Below are 15,010 nucleotides of genomic sequence, written 5' to 3'. Positions count from 1 at the left end.
CGTTGATCAATTATGTTGACGTTTACCCAACGTAAACCGCCCAATCCTAATGCTGTAGTTAGCTTTACCCTTCCTCTGACAGCGGAAGAACGCACCCGCAGTCGTCATCGCTTTGAGACGGAAGATGGGAAAGTTGTATTTTTGCGTTTACCGAGAGGTACGGTATTGCAAGATGGGGATATTCTCGAAGATGAAAGCCAAAGTTATTTAATTAGGATTACGGCGAAACCAGAACCGGTTTTGACAGTTTTTGCCCAAACACCACAGTTATTACTCAGGGCAGCTTACCATTTAGGCAATCGTCATGTCCCTGTAGAAATCACAATTAACTATTTACGCTTATCCACAGACTCAGTTTTACAAACAATGTTAGAACAACTGGGGCTGGAAATTAAAGAAGAAATTTTACCTTTTCAGCCAGAACAGGGAGCTTATGGACATCATGCTCACTGATAATGCTTTTTTATCAATTTTACAGTTAACTAGCCCCGCTTTACCTGTGGGAGCCTATAGTTATTCTGAAGGTTTAGAAACTCTGGTAGAACAAGGTATCATTGTCAATCAGCAAAATCTTCAAGGATGGTTAACCTCGCAACTGCGTTATGGTGCTATTAGAATAGAGGCAGCGGTGATGATTCGCGCTTATAAATCGGTGAAAATCGGTGATTTAGAGGCTTTAGCATATTGGAATCGCTGGTTATCTGCGGCTAGGGAAACAGAAGAGTTACGCACCTCTAGCTGGCAAATGGGGCGATCGCTCATTCAGTTACTTGGTAAACTACAACCAGAGATTTTATCTATTACTAATAATATTGGTAGTCAGTGTAATTATGCGATCGCATTTGGCATTGCTGCGGCTCATTGGCAAATTGATATTAAAGCTGCTTTACTAGGATATCTGCATAGTTGGGCAAGTAATTTAATTACTGCTGGTGTAAAAATTATACCTTTAGGGCAAACTGCGGGACAGATGTTATTACTGGATTTGCAAGAATTACTGAGTGTTGTGGGGGTAGAAATTTTAGCTTTAGAGGATGACGATCTCGCCTGTTGTACTTGGGGCTTGTCTTTAGCTAGTATGCAACATGAAACGCAGTATACGAGGTTATTTAGGAGTTAATGAACCGCAGAGACGCAGAGAGCGCAGAGGAGGAGAGGAATGGAAGGGGAAACATGCCCCATGCCCAATGACAAATGACAAATGACAAATGACCAATGACAAATGACAAATGACAAACAACACATTTAGAATAGGGGTTGCTGGCCCTGTAGGTTCTGGGAAGACTGCGTTAGTAGATGCTTTATGTAAGGCGTTGCGCGAGCAGTACCAGATTGCAGTGGTGACGAATGATATATATACTCAGGAGGATGCACAGTTTTTGGTGCGTTCTCAGGCTTTAGCAAGCGATCGCATTTTGGGTGTAGAGACTGGCGGTTGTCCCCATACCGCAATCCGCGAAGATGCATCCATGAATTTAGCTGCAATTGAACAGTTAGAACAGCGATTTTCTAACTTAGATTTAGTCTTTTTAGAAAGTGGCGGCGATAATTTAGCAGCTACATTTAGTCCCGAATTAGTAGATTTAACAATTTACGTCATTGATGTCGCGGCTGGTGATAAAATCCCGCGTAAAGGCGGGCCGGGAATTACCAAATCTGATTTATTAGTAATTAATAAAATCGACCTTGCACCCTACGTTGGTGCAGATTTAAATGTCATGGAACGCGATGCCAAAAAAATGCGCGGCGATAAACCCTTTATTTTCACAAACTTAAAAACCCAACAAGGACTCACAGAAGTAATAGAATTTGTTAGCAAACATATTTAAACCCCAATACAGTTAAGTTCAGCATTGATTTTTTCTACTATTTCTTCTCTCTGCGTCCTTGGCGTCTTCTCTGCGAGACGCTGCGCGAAGGCGGTTCAATAAATTAAGGATTTGGGAAATTTTTGCGTAAATGCTGATAAAAAACCGGGGTAGCCCCCGGTAGTTATAAATTGATTACGGTTGAATTCTAATTGTCAAAATCACCGTAGTTGTCAGCGTCTTTGGTGCTACCCAAGTCAAGAGCGATCGCCTGATCGTATCAATGATTGTTTCTTCCTTAAAAGTAGACAACTGCTCATCAAGCACCACCTGTCTGACTCGTCCTTTATTTACTTGTAAATCAAAAACTAAATCACCATTAAAACTAGTCACAAACTGCACAGATTGTAAATGTTGAGTCAGTAAAGCAATCATCTGTTGATCCAATCCTGACACACTCAGAATTTGCGGATGACAAACAGGAGCAATTCCTGATAGTTTGCCTTTTAAATCTTCTAACTCTGCATCATAATTTACTCCACCGGGAACCGCAGATTCAGCTTCCTTTTTAGCCCTTTTTCTTTCTACTTTTGGTAACTCTGTTTGCTCAAAATAAGGCATCGCAGTGGATGGCATTGCAGCCATTGGCGGCGGGGGAGACATCGGCGCTGGAGATGGTAGCGCAACAGGTTGCATTCTTGCTTGTGTTAAAAACTCAGCTGCGTCAGACTGAACGCTCAACATTGTTGGCGCAGCAGTACCAAATATTCCCTCATAGCTGATACCTTCTGGCATTTCTACAGGTACTTGCACAGATATAGAAGCCTCAGCAGGATTAACTCGAATATCATCACTCACAGCAATAAAAGCGGTGTACTGCGATAACAATTGATAAGTCAGCGCTGTATCCGTCACAGCTTCCACCCCTGATTTAGTTTCCCCATTCATCATCTGATTCATCAAATCCTTGATGCGGGAACGTCCCCAAAGTTGAGCAACAGCAGGGTTACCCGTCGTCTCAAAATTCACATTAAAGCTTTGTTGATAGCGCGTACCACCCGCAACAATCCCGCTAACATGCAGTTTACCCGCACGACTATCTGATTTGCGCCCAAATAGCACTAACGGTTGTTCCGCAAATAAATCAGGAGGTGTAGAAGGATACATTACTGGCGCTACACCATCACCTTCCCATTGCAAATTAATGTTGGCGAGAACCGGATTATTAATGGCGCGGAAGAATTTGTTCACTACCTCATCAACTGGTTCATCGTGGCGAATCACGCGAGAAATACCCCTTCCTAATTCCGCAATGCGATTAAGTAAGAAGCGATTCACCGAACTACCAGCACCAAAGCTATGGAGGCGAGTTCCTGGTTTGAGATGACGTTGAACTTCTGCAAGGATGTGGTTCTCATTACCAATATAGCCATCAGTCAACAGTACAATACTGCGCAACCGTCCGGGATCTATTACCGGGAAGTTTAACACAGTGCGTATACCGCGTAACATTTCCGTTCCGCCACCTGCGTTTAATCGATTGATGTAATTAATTGCTAAAGTGCGATTCTGTGAAGTATTGGGGAGAGGAACAGGCGAAAGTTGCTGAGTAGTATCGGAGAAATCAATAATGCTAAAAGTGTCATGAGGATTGAGTCCATTGATAAAACGCCGCATTAATTCCTGACATTGCATCAATGGTGCGCCACTTTGAGAACCAGATCTATCAATGAGAAACACCATATCTTTAGGAACCACCTGTTCTGGACGGTACTGGAGAGCCGGAATCAGGTATAGTGCAAAGTGTCCGCCACGTTCATCAGCTTGGGTGAGAATGGTTGCTTGAGTGGAATTTCCAGCAACTTGATAACGTAAAATCAAGTCTTTATTGGGGATTGTATCGCCACCCCCAAGTTTTACCAGTACGCGCTGTTGTTCGTAAGAAATTTGGATTTGATGAGAAGGCGATCGCACATCATGAATCTCTACACCTGCATCAATTTCTACCGTCACATTAATATCATGACGCGATCGCATCCCCGCAGGCAAAATCGGCGCATTCAACCGCGAAGCATCTGGTACTAAATCCGTATCTTGATTAGACATCATCGGGAAAGAAGCCGAACCACCGCCAACGGCATTTTCCTCGATAGTCGTCCCTGGAATATAACGTGGCCCTACCACCATCGGAAAGACAAATTCGTAATTCCCACCCTCAAATTTCAAACTATCCGAGTAGCGAATAATCACATCAATTTGCTCACCAGGTTTAATATTAGCCAGGGATTGAGTAAAAATATTGTCCCGTTCCTGTTCCAGTAACCCCGCAGTGCGTCCTTGTTGCTTCGCTTGTTCGTAAATTTGCTGTGCTTCTTGGCGCTTTTTAATACTACCTTTGATAGTTTTGTCACCAATGCGAATCAGCATATCATCAACAGCCGCTTCATCCGGTAACGGGAAAATATAAACAGCTTCTAGGGTAGTCGTAAAAGGGTTTTCAAAGCTTTGGGTAACTTCCACCCGCGAGATATTACCTGTAACCTTAGCTTGTACTTCCGTGTGCTTCAGGGGAAAAGCAATTTGCTGTTGGTTAGGAGTTTGAACATATAAGCCACCAGCTTGGCGTTCTAGAATTTGAGTCATATTAGTAACCTTACGCTATTGTTTTCTACATTCAGCGTAGGTCTGTTTCTGTAGCAGAAGTGCTCAGTTTTGTGCTCACTAGATGCTCAGTGTGTAGCTAAATACTAAATTGACTGCTGTAGAGGCTTACATTATTAAATCGAGCTTTCACGAGAATTTGATGTTGCCTAAAAAAATTTACAAATTATCTATCTTAATTCATTTCTTATTTCTGAAAGCGTTTAGAGACAGCGATTAATTTTGGGCCTTTAGCTTCTACCGTTGAAGAATTTTCCCTTGTAAAGGCTACTTCACCTACAAATGAAACTTCTGTTTGGGAGGGTACAGTTATCCTAATTACTGAATGACCTTTATATAAAATTGTATCAAACTTCATTAAAACTTGAGTTTTTAAAGGATTAGTAAGTTCAGAATGACGAACCGCATTTACTAATAACTCAACATAATCCTCAAGTGATTTTCCTATAATTTTAGTTTCTCTATCAATTCCTACAACATATCTACCATTAATCTCAATAGGATTAATGTTATCTAACTGTTTAATTCTATCCGCATCAGTTTTCTTATCAGCTACTCCGATAAAAATATAACCATCATTCTCAGGATCAGAATTTGCAATACCACAAATTGTCTCAATTAGTCTTTGAAGTAAATCTTTATTTAGTTTTCTTCTTGGAGATAAATCGCATAATCCTTGCTTACATTCATATTTTGTAGTTTCTATAAGAGAGCGAAGTAAAGAATTCTTAAAATTTTGTATTAATTCAACACCTTGTCCTAGAGTTGATATCTCTTTTTTAGCAAAATAATCTTGAATCAAACCTTTAGTTTGATTAATATTATTTCTACGATCTTGTATGGTTGTATAGCGACGGCTCAAATCTAGCTTTTGTTGGAGATTCTTGAGCGCATTCATAATCCCTTCTATGTTAGCTGGAAAAAGCTCTTGGTTAATTATCAAATCAAAAAAAGCCATAAATATTGTATAAAATGCTTGCGGTATAGGATTGTGGCTACCAGGGTTGACAATATTCAACAAGCACTTACTTTCCTGGCTGTATGCTTCGATAGTTTCTGCCAGAACAGAAAATGTTTGGACAATATTTTCTTCTAGCTTATCTGCTGTATAAACTGCTAAAGATTTCGCTATATCCTGAAAATAGCTACTTTGTTCATCATAGAGGCTATCTAAACGTTCTTTACTTCTGGGAAGAGGCTCTTCTAGCAAAATAGATGCTGAAATATCTGCAATCATATCTTCATCTTCACTATCACGTAATTCAGATACCCTAAGAATTCCTTGCTTGCACCACAGAGTATCTTCAGCTTGAACTCCATAGCCTTGATTGGACTGTTTTGAGTCAATACTTACTTGAGGCATTTGAGACAAATGAAGTATTTTAGGAGTGTCATCTCCGCGTAATTTCATTGCAATTACACGTGTAACTTCGGCAAACGGTGTAGTTACACCAGCTTGTCGCCTTTCTTGACTACTTAAATGCTTTCCACTTGAGTTGATTCTTCCGAAAACTTCTGTTATATCGCTTTCTTCTATTGCGGTATAGATAGTAACGGCAATTTGATAATGAATAATATCAGCGCATTCCTTTCTAGAAAGAAATAACGCATCTTTACCTGCTACTTTAAAGACATTTTCATCAGCTAACTGTTTAGCATATGAAAATTCCTCAGTATTAAAATATTTATTATCAAATGTAAATAAATTTTCTATAAATCCACATATAGCATTGAGTCTTTGCATTCCATCGATAATTTCATATTTTCCACTGCCATAGATTTGAGGACGTTCTGCTAATAAAATTAAAGGAATTGGATAACCTTTAAGAATACTTCCTATAAGTTTTTCTTTTTCTTCAGCAGACCAAATCAATTTCCGTTGATATTTTCGATTTACTAATAAGCTACCTGAACGGTAAAGTTGGTAAGCTTCAGTAATATTCATGCCACGTGGAACAATACTCATAACTATCGTTTTTAGATGTAGATGTGAATAATTTTCTCCAGATTATACAGCTAAAATAGTGATTTTACTTATTTTTAGCTCAAGTAATGTATTTAAAGTTATTAGCAAGATATTAGTACTAATAACTTTAAAGCGATCGCATTTATCGTTGAGAGTAGATGCGATCGCAGGTAAAAATAGAGAAGAAGATTCATTGTAGAGTCATGAGTACAAAAATTACCATTACCTTGCCAGACGAGATTTACCAACGTGCCGAACGTTTTGCACGGCTAGCCAATCGGGATATTGCTAGCATTTTGGCAGAGACTCTTCAACTTTCCATTCCACCCGTCAGCATAGAAGTTAATAATCTTGAAGCTATCTCTGTGCTATCTGATGAACAAGTTCTAGCTTTAACTGACCTGAAAATGGAAGCAGAACAGGATACCCGCCTGAGTCAATTGCTCGATCGCCAACAAGCAGGTACTCTTAATGAAGATGAACGCCCAGAGTTACAAGCCCTGATGCAGATTTATCAGGAAGGACTTTTGCGGAAAGCAACTGCACTCAGCGAAGCTGTTAAACGCGGATTAATCCAACCTTTAAGCAAGTGAGTCAAATTCCAGAAGAAATCCGGGCGCGAATCCGGACACAAGCAAACAATCAGTGTGGTTACTGCCTTAGTCTCCAAAAGTATGTTTTGGGAATTCTCGAAATTGAACACATCATTCCTAAAGCAGCAGACGGGACTGATGATGAGGAAAATCTATGGCTTGCCTGTAGGTTATGTAACTCTTACAAAGGTGTCCAGACTCATGCAAGAGATCCAATAACGAACACTAAAGTTCATCTGTTCAACCCTCGTCAACAAAAATGGTCAGATCATTTCACTTGGACAAATGATGGCACTCAAATTGCGGGTCTGAGTGCTTGTGGTCGTGCAACTGTCTTAGCTTTACAATTAAATAATCCTTATGCTGTAACTGTTAGGCAAGCTTGGGTGTCAGCTGGCTGGCATCCACCAACTGAATCATGAGCCAAATTGTAAATTGACTTATACTTTTATTGCAATTTTGAATTGCTAACATTTTTGTGATTATATCTACTATTCTCAAACCACACCCACCTGAAAAACCTTCCCAATCACCTCTTCTACAGGCGGTTCAGTTACCTTTAAATCCACCACTTCCAAATCCGCCAAAATCCGTGACACTGTTTGCGTCAGCGCCTCCTGCGGAACTAAAAAACTCACACTCCGCCCTTCTAAAAGCTGCACTTCACCATAGATTGCGAGTTTTTCTGGCGGTAAACATTGGGCTAACTCAATATGAATTTCTCTGTAAGGTGCGAAACGTTCTAAGAGTTCATCTAAGCTGCCATCGTACATCAGCGTTCCTTGATGAATCAACAACACCCGTTGACATAAAGCTGTAATGTCAGCCATGTAATGACTAGTCAACAGTACAGTTGCTTGATAACGCTGATTATACTCCCGTAAAAAATCCCGGACTCCTGCTTGCGCATTCACATCTAATCCTAAGGTAGGTTCATCCAAAAACAATACCTGGGGACGGTGTAAAAGTGCGGCTAAAAGTTCCGCTTTCATTCTTTCGCCTAAAGATAGTTTCCGCACTGGTTGGTTAAGCTTTCCTCCCAGAGACAGCATCTCGGATAATTCGCCAACTCGCTGTTTAAATTCGCGATCGCTAATATTGTAAACAGCAGCGTTAATTCTCAAAGAATCTAAAGCAGGTAAATCCCAAATCAACTGCTGCTTTTGTCCCATCACCAAAGTAATCTTTTGTAAAAAAGCTTCTTGGCGATGAAAGGGAATTTGTCCCGCGACTCTCACCTTCCCGCTAGAAGGGTGAATCAATCCCGTCAGCATTTTTAGGGTGGTAGTTTTCCCTGCACCATTCGGCCCTAAAAAACCAACTACTTCTCCAGTAGCGATTTCAAAGGAAACATCTTGAACTGCTTTAATAGAACGGTAGGTGCGGCGGAAAAAGTGGGTAAGAGTTCCTTTAATTCCCGGTTCTTTGACCGCCACAGGATAAAATTTGCTGAGGTTTTCAGCCACGATTATCGGCATAAGCCTTATTTTAAACGACCCGATCGCAAAATACTCACAATTAGCCACAGCCCCAATAAACTAGCTACAGCAAACAAAACTGTACTCAAAAAAGATAGCTGGCTTGTCTGAGCATGGTTAGATATAATTGCTGCTCCCATTATCAGTGAACCTACGAGGATGCTAAAAGATAGCCGATTGGCTGCATCATCTACGGTGCGGCGCATACCATCTAAACCCCGTAGGGATAAATTCCACTGCAATGTTTCCGATGTGACTCTATCTAACAACAGTTCAATTTGTCGGGGAGATTGTAGAGATAGACTTTTGATATCCAATGCGGTTCTTAAGAGCGATCGCACTGGATTTTCCCCAACTAACTGACGGCGGAACAAATCTGTTAATAATGGCTGAATTTCCTCAACAAAATTCAATTCTGGGTTAAATCCCCGCGCTAGCCCTTCCAAATTCGCCAAGGTTTTAGCATACAAGCCCATATTACTCGGCAAGCGAATTTTATTATTCCGGGCGACTTGTAAAATTTCGTAAATTACTTGACTAAAATTAATTTCTGATAAATTTACATTCAGATACTTGCGCAGCATCCGGTCATAATCATTTTCTAGCCGGGCTAAAATCACCGGCTGGCTAGAATCTGCTAGCTGTAAAGTTAACTGGGCACATCGCTGGGCATCCAAATCTACAATCGCTAACAGCATTTCAGTTAAAATCTGCTGGGTGCGGGGATCGAGTCTGCCCACCATACCGCAATCTAACAGTGCTATCCGCCCATCTGTGAGGTAAAATAAATTTCCCGGATGGGGATCGGCGTGAAAAAATCCATCTATATATAGTTGTTGAAAAAATACTCTAAATAATAAACTCGTGATGGCTTTGCGTTCTGTAACGGGATCTTTACCATTATTATTACTATTTAACCTGGCTGAAAGTATGGGCACACCTTCTAGCCATTCCATCACCATTAATTTTTCTGTAGTTAATTCCCAATAGATTTGCGCTACTACTATTTGCTGGGGATCGTACCATTTACTCTTAGATAAATTCCGCCGCAGTTGGTCTGTATATCCCGCTTCCCGCGTAAAATCTAATTCAGCTTCTAGGGCTTTGGTAAATTCTTCCGCAATCGATTTTATCTCATTATTTCGCCCAAAATCCGTCCTGGCGACTAAATCGGCAATTCCTTGAATTAAAGCAATATCTTGAGCAACTGTTAAGTCGATCCCCGGACGTTGCACCTTTAACGCCACTTCTCTACCATCAATTAATGTAGCGCGATGGGTTTGGGCAATTGATCCCGCCGCTACTGGTACGGGATTCACAGTTCTAAAAGTTTGTTCTAGCGGTGCTTTTAACTGTTGGCGTAACAGAATTTCGATTTCCGTCCAAGGAACTGGGGGAACTTCATCTTGCAGCGTTGAAAGTTCCTCAATATAGCCAGCACTCAGTAAATCTGGACGGGTAGATAATAGCTGACCGAGTTTGACATAAACTGGCCCCAAATCCACCAGAATATTTTTTAAGACTGCCGGTGTAGGTAACTGAGGTTCATCAGCTTTACCACCAGTTAGTAGCCTGCGCATATAGTCCCAGCCATTACGCAGCACTACTTCAATAATTTCTCGTTGACGCGGAACAGTTTGAGTGAGGAACATTTTTTTGGCGATTGGGGAGTAGTGAGGCAAAAGAAGATGAGGGAGACGCGAGGAATCTAAAAAAGACAACTAATTATTAAATACTTATAAATGCACCTGATAAATGCACCTAGCCTCTAGCTCTTACCCCTCACCCTAGTTATAATAAAATAAGCAGAATATTAACCTCTGCCAAGGGTTTTAACTTTTACAGCTATAGCAAGTCGGTAAATCGGGGATCGCTTTGGATTGTTTTGAGTATCTGCTTTATTTCCTGGGTACGGTCTTTTTTGACTATGAGGGTGACATTGCGATCGCGCACAATCACAACATCCTCTAAGCCTATGGTAACAATTACATCATCGGCATCGGTGGCGTAAAGCAGTGACCCTTTGGTATCCAGACCTACATGGGTAGCTAGTTCCACATTGGGAGTCTCTTCTGTTTTTAGTAAGCGCTCAATTGCATTCCAATCGCCGAGATCGTCCCAACCAAATGACACTGGTAAGACATATGCTAAATTGGTTTTTTCCATAAGAGCATAGTCTATACTTTTTTTAGGTAATTGCGGGTAAATATCAGGCCCATTTTGTGCTAGAGGTTCAATAATTTCCGGAGCATGGGTGTACAGTTCTTTTAGAACTACCCCAGCGCGAAAAAAGAACATGCCACTATTCCAGCTAAAACGTCCCGTTGCTAAAAAAGATTCCGCCGTTTCGCGGTTGGGCTTTTCAGTAAAGCGGTTCACGTGATAAGCTGGCAACTCATTAAAGCTACCAATTTTTGCGCCTTGTTCGATATAACCGTAACCAGTTGAGGGAAAAGTTGGCTTGATCCCCAGTGTGACAATCGCTTCTGTACTTGCCGCTAATGAGGTTGCAGCATGTAATGTGTCTGCAAATGCCTGTTGGTCGTCAATCCAGTGGTCAGCAGGGAAAAAGCCGATAACAGCGTCTTCACCATAGCGCTGTTTGATTTCTAAACTTGTCCAAGCAACGGCGGCGGCGGTGTCTCTTCCCTCAGACTCGATTAATAAATTTTGTGACGGCAATTGCGGTAGTTGTTGTCGCACACCTTCAGCTATCAAAGCAGAAGTAACGACAAACAACGAATCCCATGCGCCGACCACATTTATCAGTCGATCGGCTGTTGCTTGTAGTAGGCTCCTAGAGCTACCATCAAGGCTTAAAAATTGCTTGGGTCGCCGATAACGACTCAATGGCCAAAAACGCTCACCTTTACCACCAGCAAGGATTACGGGGAACAATGGATTAGTCATTTTGTCATACACACCTACTAAAGAACACTACAAGTTTACAGTGGGCTGATCTACTGGCAATATTTGTAGCTTGCATTAACATAACTTTTAGGGAGTGGTTGAGTGGGGAGATAATTGTGATTAAACAAATGCAATGGGCGGAAAATCAAATCACGCCGCAACAAGTAGCAGAATTAGAGTTAAATGGGGTTAAACCTCAACAATTGCCGCGTTCAGAAAATCAGGTACCATCGCCAGAAGCACCAGCACCAGCACCAGCAGCAGAACCAGAAGTTCAACCAGAGGAACAAACTCATGTTTCTCGCGGTGTAGTTGAGTCTGTAGGTGAAATTCCCAACCAGCTTTATGAACGGTTGGGTTTAACAATGCCGAAATGGCTGTTATGGGTATTAACAGTTGTTTTGGGAATTGTTTTATCTGGGTTACTAGTATCTACCTTGGCGTTGTGGACTCCTTTATGGAGTAATCTCGACCAAACAGAGGAAGATACAGGACTGGGAGTTAAAGAACAGCAAAAAATTCCTTTACCTGGGGAGCTATGGGGTAAAATCTCCGAATATCAGCTTTCAAGACCCATGAATATTTTAATTATGGGGATTGAACCAGTTAAAGGTACTGTTGATGGCTCGCCAGAAAGTTTTGCTGGTAAAAGCGATACGATGCTGATGGCGCGACTTAACCCCGGCGATAAGTCAATTAAAGTGCTTTCCATTCCTAAGGATACTATGATTGCTATCCCTGAAGAAAAGGGATTAACCAAAGTATCTGATGCCAATGCTCAAGGCGGCCCTGTGTTAGCAGCACGGGTAGTCAGCCGGACTTTGAGTAATGCACCAATCGATCGCTATATGCGCATCTCGACTAGTGGCTTACGTCAGTTAGTCGATCAATTGGGTGGGGTAGAAGTTTTCGTTCCCCAAGCAATGTCATATCAAGATGCGGCTGGTAAATCTGTGAGTTTGGTTAGTGGTTGGCAAACCCTCAACGGCGAACAAGCAGAACTATTTGTGCGTTACCGCGAACCAGGCTTAGGGGATCTCCCTAGAGTCCAACGCCAGCAAGCGCTGATTAAGGCGTTATTTGAACGTCTAAATAGTCCGACTGTTTTACCGAGGTTGCCGCAATTAACCCGAATTATGCGGAAGTATTTTGATACCAACCTGAAAATTGAAGAAATGATGGCATTGGTAAATTTCTCGCTCAATCAAGACCGAGACAATTTCCAAATGACTGTGTTACCTGGTGGCTTCAGCCGTTTCAGCCAAGATCCTGATAGTTATTGGTTGAATATGACTGGACAACAAAGCCTATTGAATGATTATGTTGGGGTAAATGTACCTGGTCTTAAAGCTGATGCGCGATCGGTGCCTAAACTCAAAATTGCTATTCAAAATGCTTCTAATCAACCGCAGTTAACTGAAAAAGTTATCAATTATCTCAAACAAAAAGGCTTCACCAGTGTTTACGCAGTGCCAGATTGGCCTGATACCCAACGTCAAACACAAATTATTGTCCAAAAAGGTAACCGAAAACTAGGAGATAACCTCCAAGAAATAGTAGGTTTAGGTCAAGTTGAAGTTTCCGCTACTGGAGATTTGGAATCTGATCTGACAATTCGTATCGGTAAGGATTGGAAGTAGTCATGAGTTAAGAGTCATTAGTCAATGGTCAATGGTCAATAGTTAATGGTTCAAAATATATTAAGTAGAACTTTTGATTGTGACTTGGGACTTTTGACTCGGTAAAAATTTATGAGAAATTTCTGGCTACGGCTTTGGAGTTTAATACTTATTTTACTATTAGCTGGTTTATGGGTGATTTTTACTCCTAAACCAGCTTTTGCACAAGAAAAGACGATTAATTACAACAATACTCATTTAGAAAAACGCGATTTTTCTTATACTGATTTAGCTGGTGCTAAATTTGTCGCTGCAGAAATGCGAGAAGCAAATTTTCAAGGTGCTAATTTAAAAAATGCTATTCTCACAAAAGGCGTTTTATTAAAAGCTAATTTACAAGATGCAAACCTGACTGGTGCTTTAGTTGACCGCGTAACTTTTGATAAAGCAAATTTAAAAAATGCGATTTTTACAGAAGCAACTTTGACCAATAGTCGCTTTTATGATGCGGAGATTACTGGTGCTGATTTTACAGATGCATTAATTGACCGCTATCAAGTATCGTTATTATGCGATCGCGCTGATGGCGTTAACCCTGTGACCGGCGTTTCTACACGCGAAAGTTTGGGGTGTAGATAAAGATGGGCATGGGGCATTGGGCATGGGGCATTGAGATTTGTCGAAGAACCACATCTTTCGTAGGGGCACGGCACCGATAAAATATCGGTAATACCGAAAGTTTGTAGATGCCGTGCCCCTACAAGTTGGATAATTTATTTTTTGGAGTTCCCATAAAAATCGGTCTTTTCCATGCCCAATGCCCTATGCCCAACTAGAAAACTCTTGACCAAACACAGACAGTGATATTAGCTGAATACGCTGGCTATTTTGCGCCGCTTCTCTTTCAGCTTGAGTATTATAGCCCCAGTCAGCTAAAAATAATTTCACATCTGCTAAGTCTGATTGCTGCTGAACTAATTCCAAAGTTTTCAGCCTATCTTCGACAAACCACAGACTTACGGGTTTATATTCAGCATTTTGGATTAATTCCCGGAGAATTTCGTATTTAGGGCGCTTCTCTTCTTTGCCAAATATGACTATGGGCGCTAAATCTACACCTGCTTGCTGTAATAACTGCTGCACAAAACGCCCTTCTTTTGTGGTGACGATATATAACTTAACGTTACTGGCAACAGTGGCTTTGATTTTATCAATTACACCAGGATAAAATCTATGCAAGCTTAACCAACCATCTAAATCGTTAGCAATCCAGCGATCGCGAGAATTATCTAATATTGCGGCAATTTCTCTGGCTTGTAGCTTATAGTCTAATAAAATTTGTGGGGCAATAGTTACCCATTCGTGAAGAATCTTGTCATCATCAATACCATCAACTAAAGCTTTAATTAAAACAGGCATTTCCCAACCTGTTTCAATTACTGGTCTGAGGCGATAAAATCTTGCAGCTAAGTTATCGGCTGGTATTTTATTAGCAGGCGACCAAATTTGACAATAGGTACGCCATGCTACTTCAAAATATTCAATTAATCCATCGCAAATCACTCCATCAAAGTCTAGGGCTAAAATTGTGGGACTACTTGCGGTCATGGGTTTGAGGATGAAAACTGCTTTGGTTAGCTTATCCCATCCGGCAAGAATTTTTCTGTATCATGCTAGTTTGCAGATTCTTCAAAAGAGTCTAACGCTTGTTGATCAGCATCCCTGGAATGAAGAATATCTAACGCATCTTGGTCAGCCATTTCGATGATTGCTGCTACATATTGCTTTACCTGTTCAGCAACATCAGGCTTCCACTGACGCAATTTTGTCTCTAGGGTTTCCACTAAAGCGTCCATTGATACCTCTACCATTAACGATTGTGGTGTTTCTTAATATGTTAGAGTATCCGCGCTAGAGGTTGCTGATAAATTTCTCTGAGCAAGGTTAAATTATACTCCATCTCAGCCGCAAAACC

15 protein-coding genes are annotated in these 15,010 nt (G+C 41.1%); 8 read left to right on the top strand and 7 right to left on the bottom strand.

The features are described 5' to 3' along the window. The first annotated feature begins 12 nt into the window (after nucleotides 1-12). From ureE to ureG, 3 genes are all read left to right on the top strand, one after another. Entirely contained in the window at nucleotides 13-453 is a 441-nt protein-coding gene (ureE, locus tag H6G08_RS08625) for an urease accessory protein UreE (protein WP_190540522.1), read from the top strand. Beyond that, nucleotides 434-1,120 (top strand): urease accessory protein UreF, encoded by a 687-nt coding sequence (locus H6G08_RS08620; protein WP_190540520.1) that lies wholly within the window; start codon nucleotides 434-436, stop codon nucleotides 1,118-1,120. The genes ureE and H6G08_RS08620 overlap by 20 nt, the downstream gene beginning before the upstream one ends. A gap of 109 nt (nucleotides 1,121-1,229) precedes the next feature. Then, a complete protein-coding gene (ureG, locus tag H6G08_RS08615; RefSeq protein ID WP_190540518.1) occupies nucleotides 1,230-1,829 on the top strand; it encodes an urease accessory protein UreG in 600 nt (199 codons plus the stop codon). Nucleotides 1,830-2,003: 174 nt separating this feature from the next. Here ureG and H6G08_RS08610 read toward each other — a convergent pair whose 3' ends face one another. Next, nucleotides 2,004-4,451 (bottom strand): VIT domain-containing protein, encoded by a 2,448-nt coding sequence (locus H6G08_RS08610; protein ID WP_190540516.1) that lies wholly within the window; start codon nucleotides 4,449-4,451, stop codon nucleotides 2,004-2,006. A gap of 205 nt (nucleotides 4,452-4,656) precedes the next feature. Next, a complete protein-coding gene (locus H6G08_RS08605) occupies nucleotides 4,657-6,435 on the bottom strand; it encodes a GmrSD restriction endonuclease domain-containing protein (protein WP_190540514.1) in 1,779 nt (592 codons plus the stop codon). 58 nt (nucleotides 6,436-6,493) lie between these two features. Here H6G08_RS08605 and H6G08_RS08600 point away from each other — a divergent pair, with 58 nt between their 5' ends. The 3 genes from H6G08_RS08600 to H6G08_RS08590 are packed head-to-tail and all read left to right on the top strand — an operon-like array spanning nucleotide 6,494 to nucleotide 7,450. Further along, nucleotides 6,494-6,634 (top strand): hypothetical protein, encoded by a 141-nt coding sequence (locus H6G08_RS08600; RefSeq protein ID WP_190540512.1) that lies wholly within the window; start codon nucleotides 6,494-6,496, stop codon nucleotides 6,632-6,634. Nucleotides 6,635-6,638: 4 nt separating this feature from the next. After that, nucleotides 6,639-7,028, top strand: a complete 390-nt coding sequence (locus H6G08_RS08595) for a hypothetical protein (RefSeq protein ID WP_190540510.1) — start codon at nucleotides 6,639-6,641, stop codon at nucleotides 7,026-7,028. Further along, nucleotides 7,025-7,450 carry an HNH endonuclease gene (locus H6G08_RS08590; RefSeq protein ID WP_190540508.1) on the top strand — a complete coding sequence of 142 codons (426 nt, stop codon included), beginning with the start codon at nucleotides 7,025-7,027 and terminating at the stop codon, nucleotides 7,448-7,450. Before H6G08_RS08595 ends, H6G08_RS08590 begins: the two co-directional genes overlap by 4 nt. A 75-nt stretch (nucleotides 7,451-7,525) precedes the next feature. Here H6G08_RS08590 and H6G08_RS08585 read toward each other — a convergent pair whose 3' ends face one another. The 3 genes from H6G08_RS08585 to H6G08_RS08575 form a co-directional block, all read right to left on the bottom strand. After that, nucleotides 7,526-8,506: an ABC transporter ATP-binding protein gene (locus H6G08_RS08585; protein ID WP_190540506.1), complete on the bottom strand. Its 981-nt coding sequence runs from the start codon at nucleotides 8,504-8,506 to the stop codon at nucleotides 7,526-7,528. A gap of 5 nt (nucleotides 8,507-8,511) precedes the next feature. Next, entirely contained in the window at nucleotides 8,512-10,158 is a 1,647-nt protein-coding gene (locus tag H6G08_RS08580) for an ABC1 kinase family protein (RefSeq protein ID WP_190540504.1), read from the bottom strand. Between the two features lie 193 nt (nucleotides 10,159-10,351). Then, the gene (locus H6G08_RS08575; protein ID WP_190540502.1) at nucleotides 10,352-11,416 is read right to left on the bottom strand and encodes a mannose-1-phosphate guanylyltransferase; all 1,065 of its coding nucleotides are present in this window, start codon (nucleotides 11,414-11,416) and stop codon (nucleotides 10,352-10,354) included. Nucleotides 11,417-11,532: 116 nt separating this feature from the next. Between H6G08_RS08575 and H6G08_RS08570 the strand changes: the two genes are divergently transcribed. Both H6G08_RS08570 and H6G08_RS08565 read left to right on the top strand, forming a co-directional pair. Continuing rightward, a complete protein-coding gene (locus tag H6G08_RS08570; RefSeq protein WP_190540500.1) occupies nucleotides 11,533-13,056 on the top strand; it encodes an LCP family protein in 1,524 nt (507 codons plus the stop codon). A gap of 111 nt (nucleotides 13,057-13,167) precedes the next feature. Next, entirely contained in the window at nucleotides 13,168-13,674 is a 507-nt protein-coding gene (locus H6G08_RS08565) for a pentapeptide repeat-containing protein (protein WP_190540498.1), read from the top strand. Between the two features lie 183 nt (nucleotides 13,675-13,857). Here the strand turns inward: H6G08_RS08565 and H6G08_RS08560 are convergent, their stop codons facing one another. Both H6G08_RS08560 and H6G08_RS08555 read right to left on the bottom strand, forming a co-directional pair. Next, a complete protein-coding gene (locus H6G08_RS08560) occupies nucleotides 13,858-14,643 on the bottom strand; it encodes an HAD family hydrolase (protein WP_190540488.1) in 786 nt (261 codons plus the stop codon). A 65-nt stretch (nucleotides 14,644-14,708) separates the two neighbouring features. Next, nucleotides 14,709-14,891 carry a hypothetical protein gene (locus tag H6G08_RS08555; protein ID WP_096645512.1) on the bottom strand — a complete coding sequence of 61 codons (183 nt, stop codon included), beginning with the start codon at nucleotides 14,889-14,891 and terminating at the stop codon, nucleotides 14,709-14,711. Between the last annotated feature and the right edge of the window lie 119 nt (nucleotides 14,892-15,010).

The sequence above is a fragment of the Calothrix anomala FACHB-343 genome, from assembly GCF_014696435.1.
Classification (GTDB): Bacteria; Cyanobacteriota; Cyanobacteriia; order Cyanobacteriales; family Nostocaceae; genus Aulosira; species Aulosira anomala_A.
This window is presented reverse-complemented; position numbering and strand designations above follow the sequence as displayed.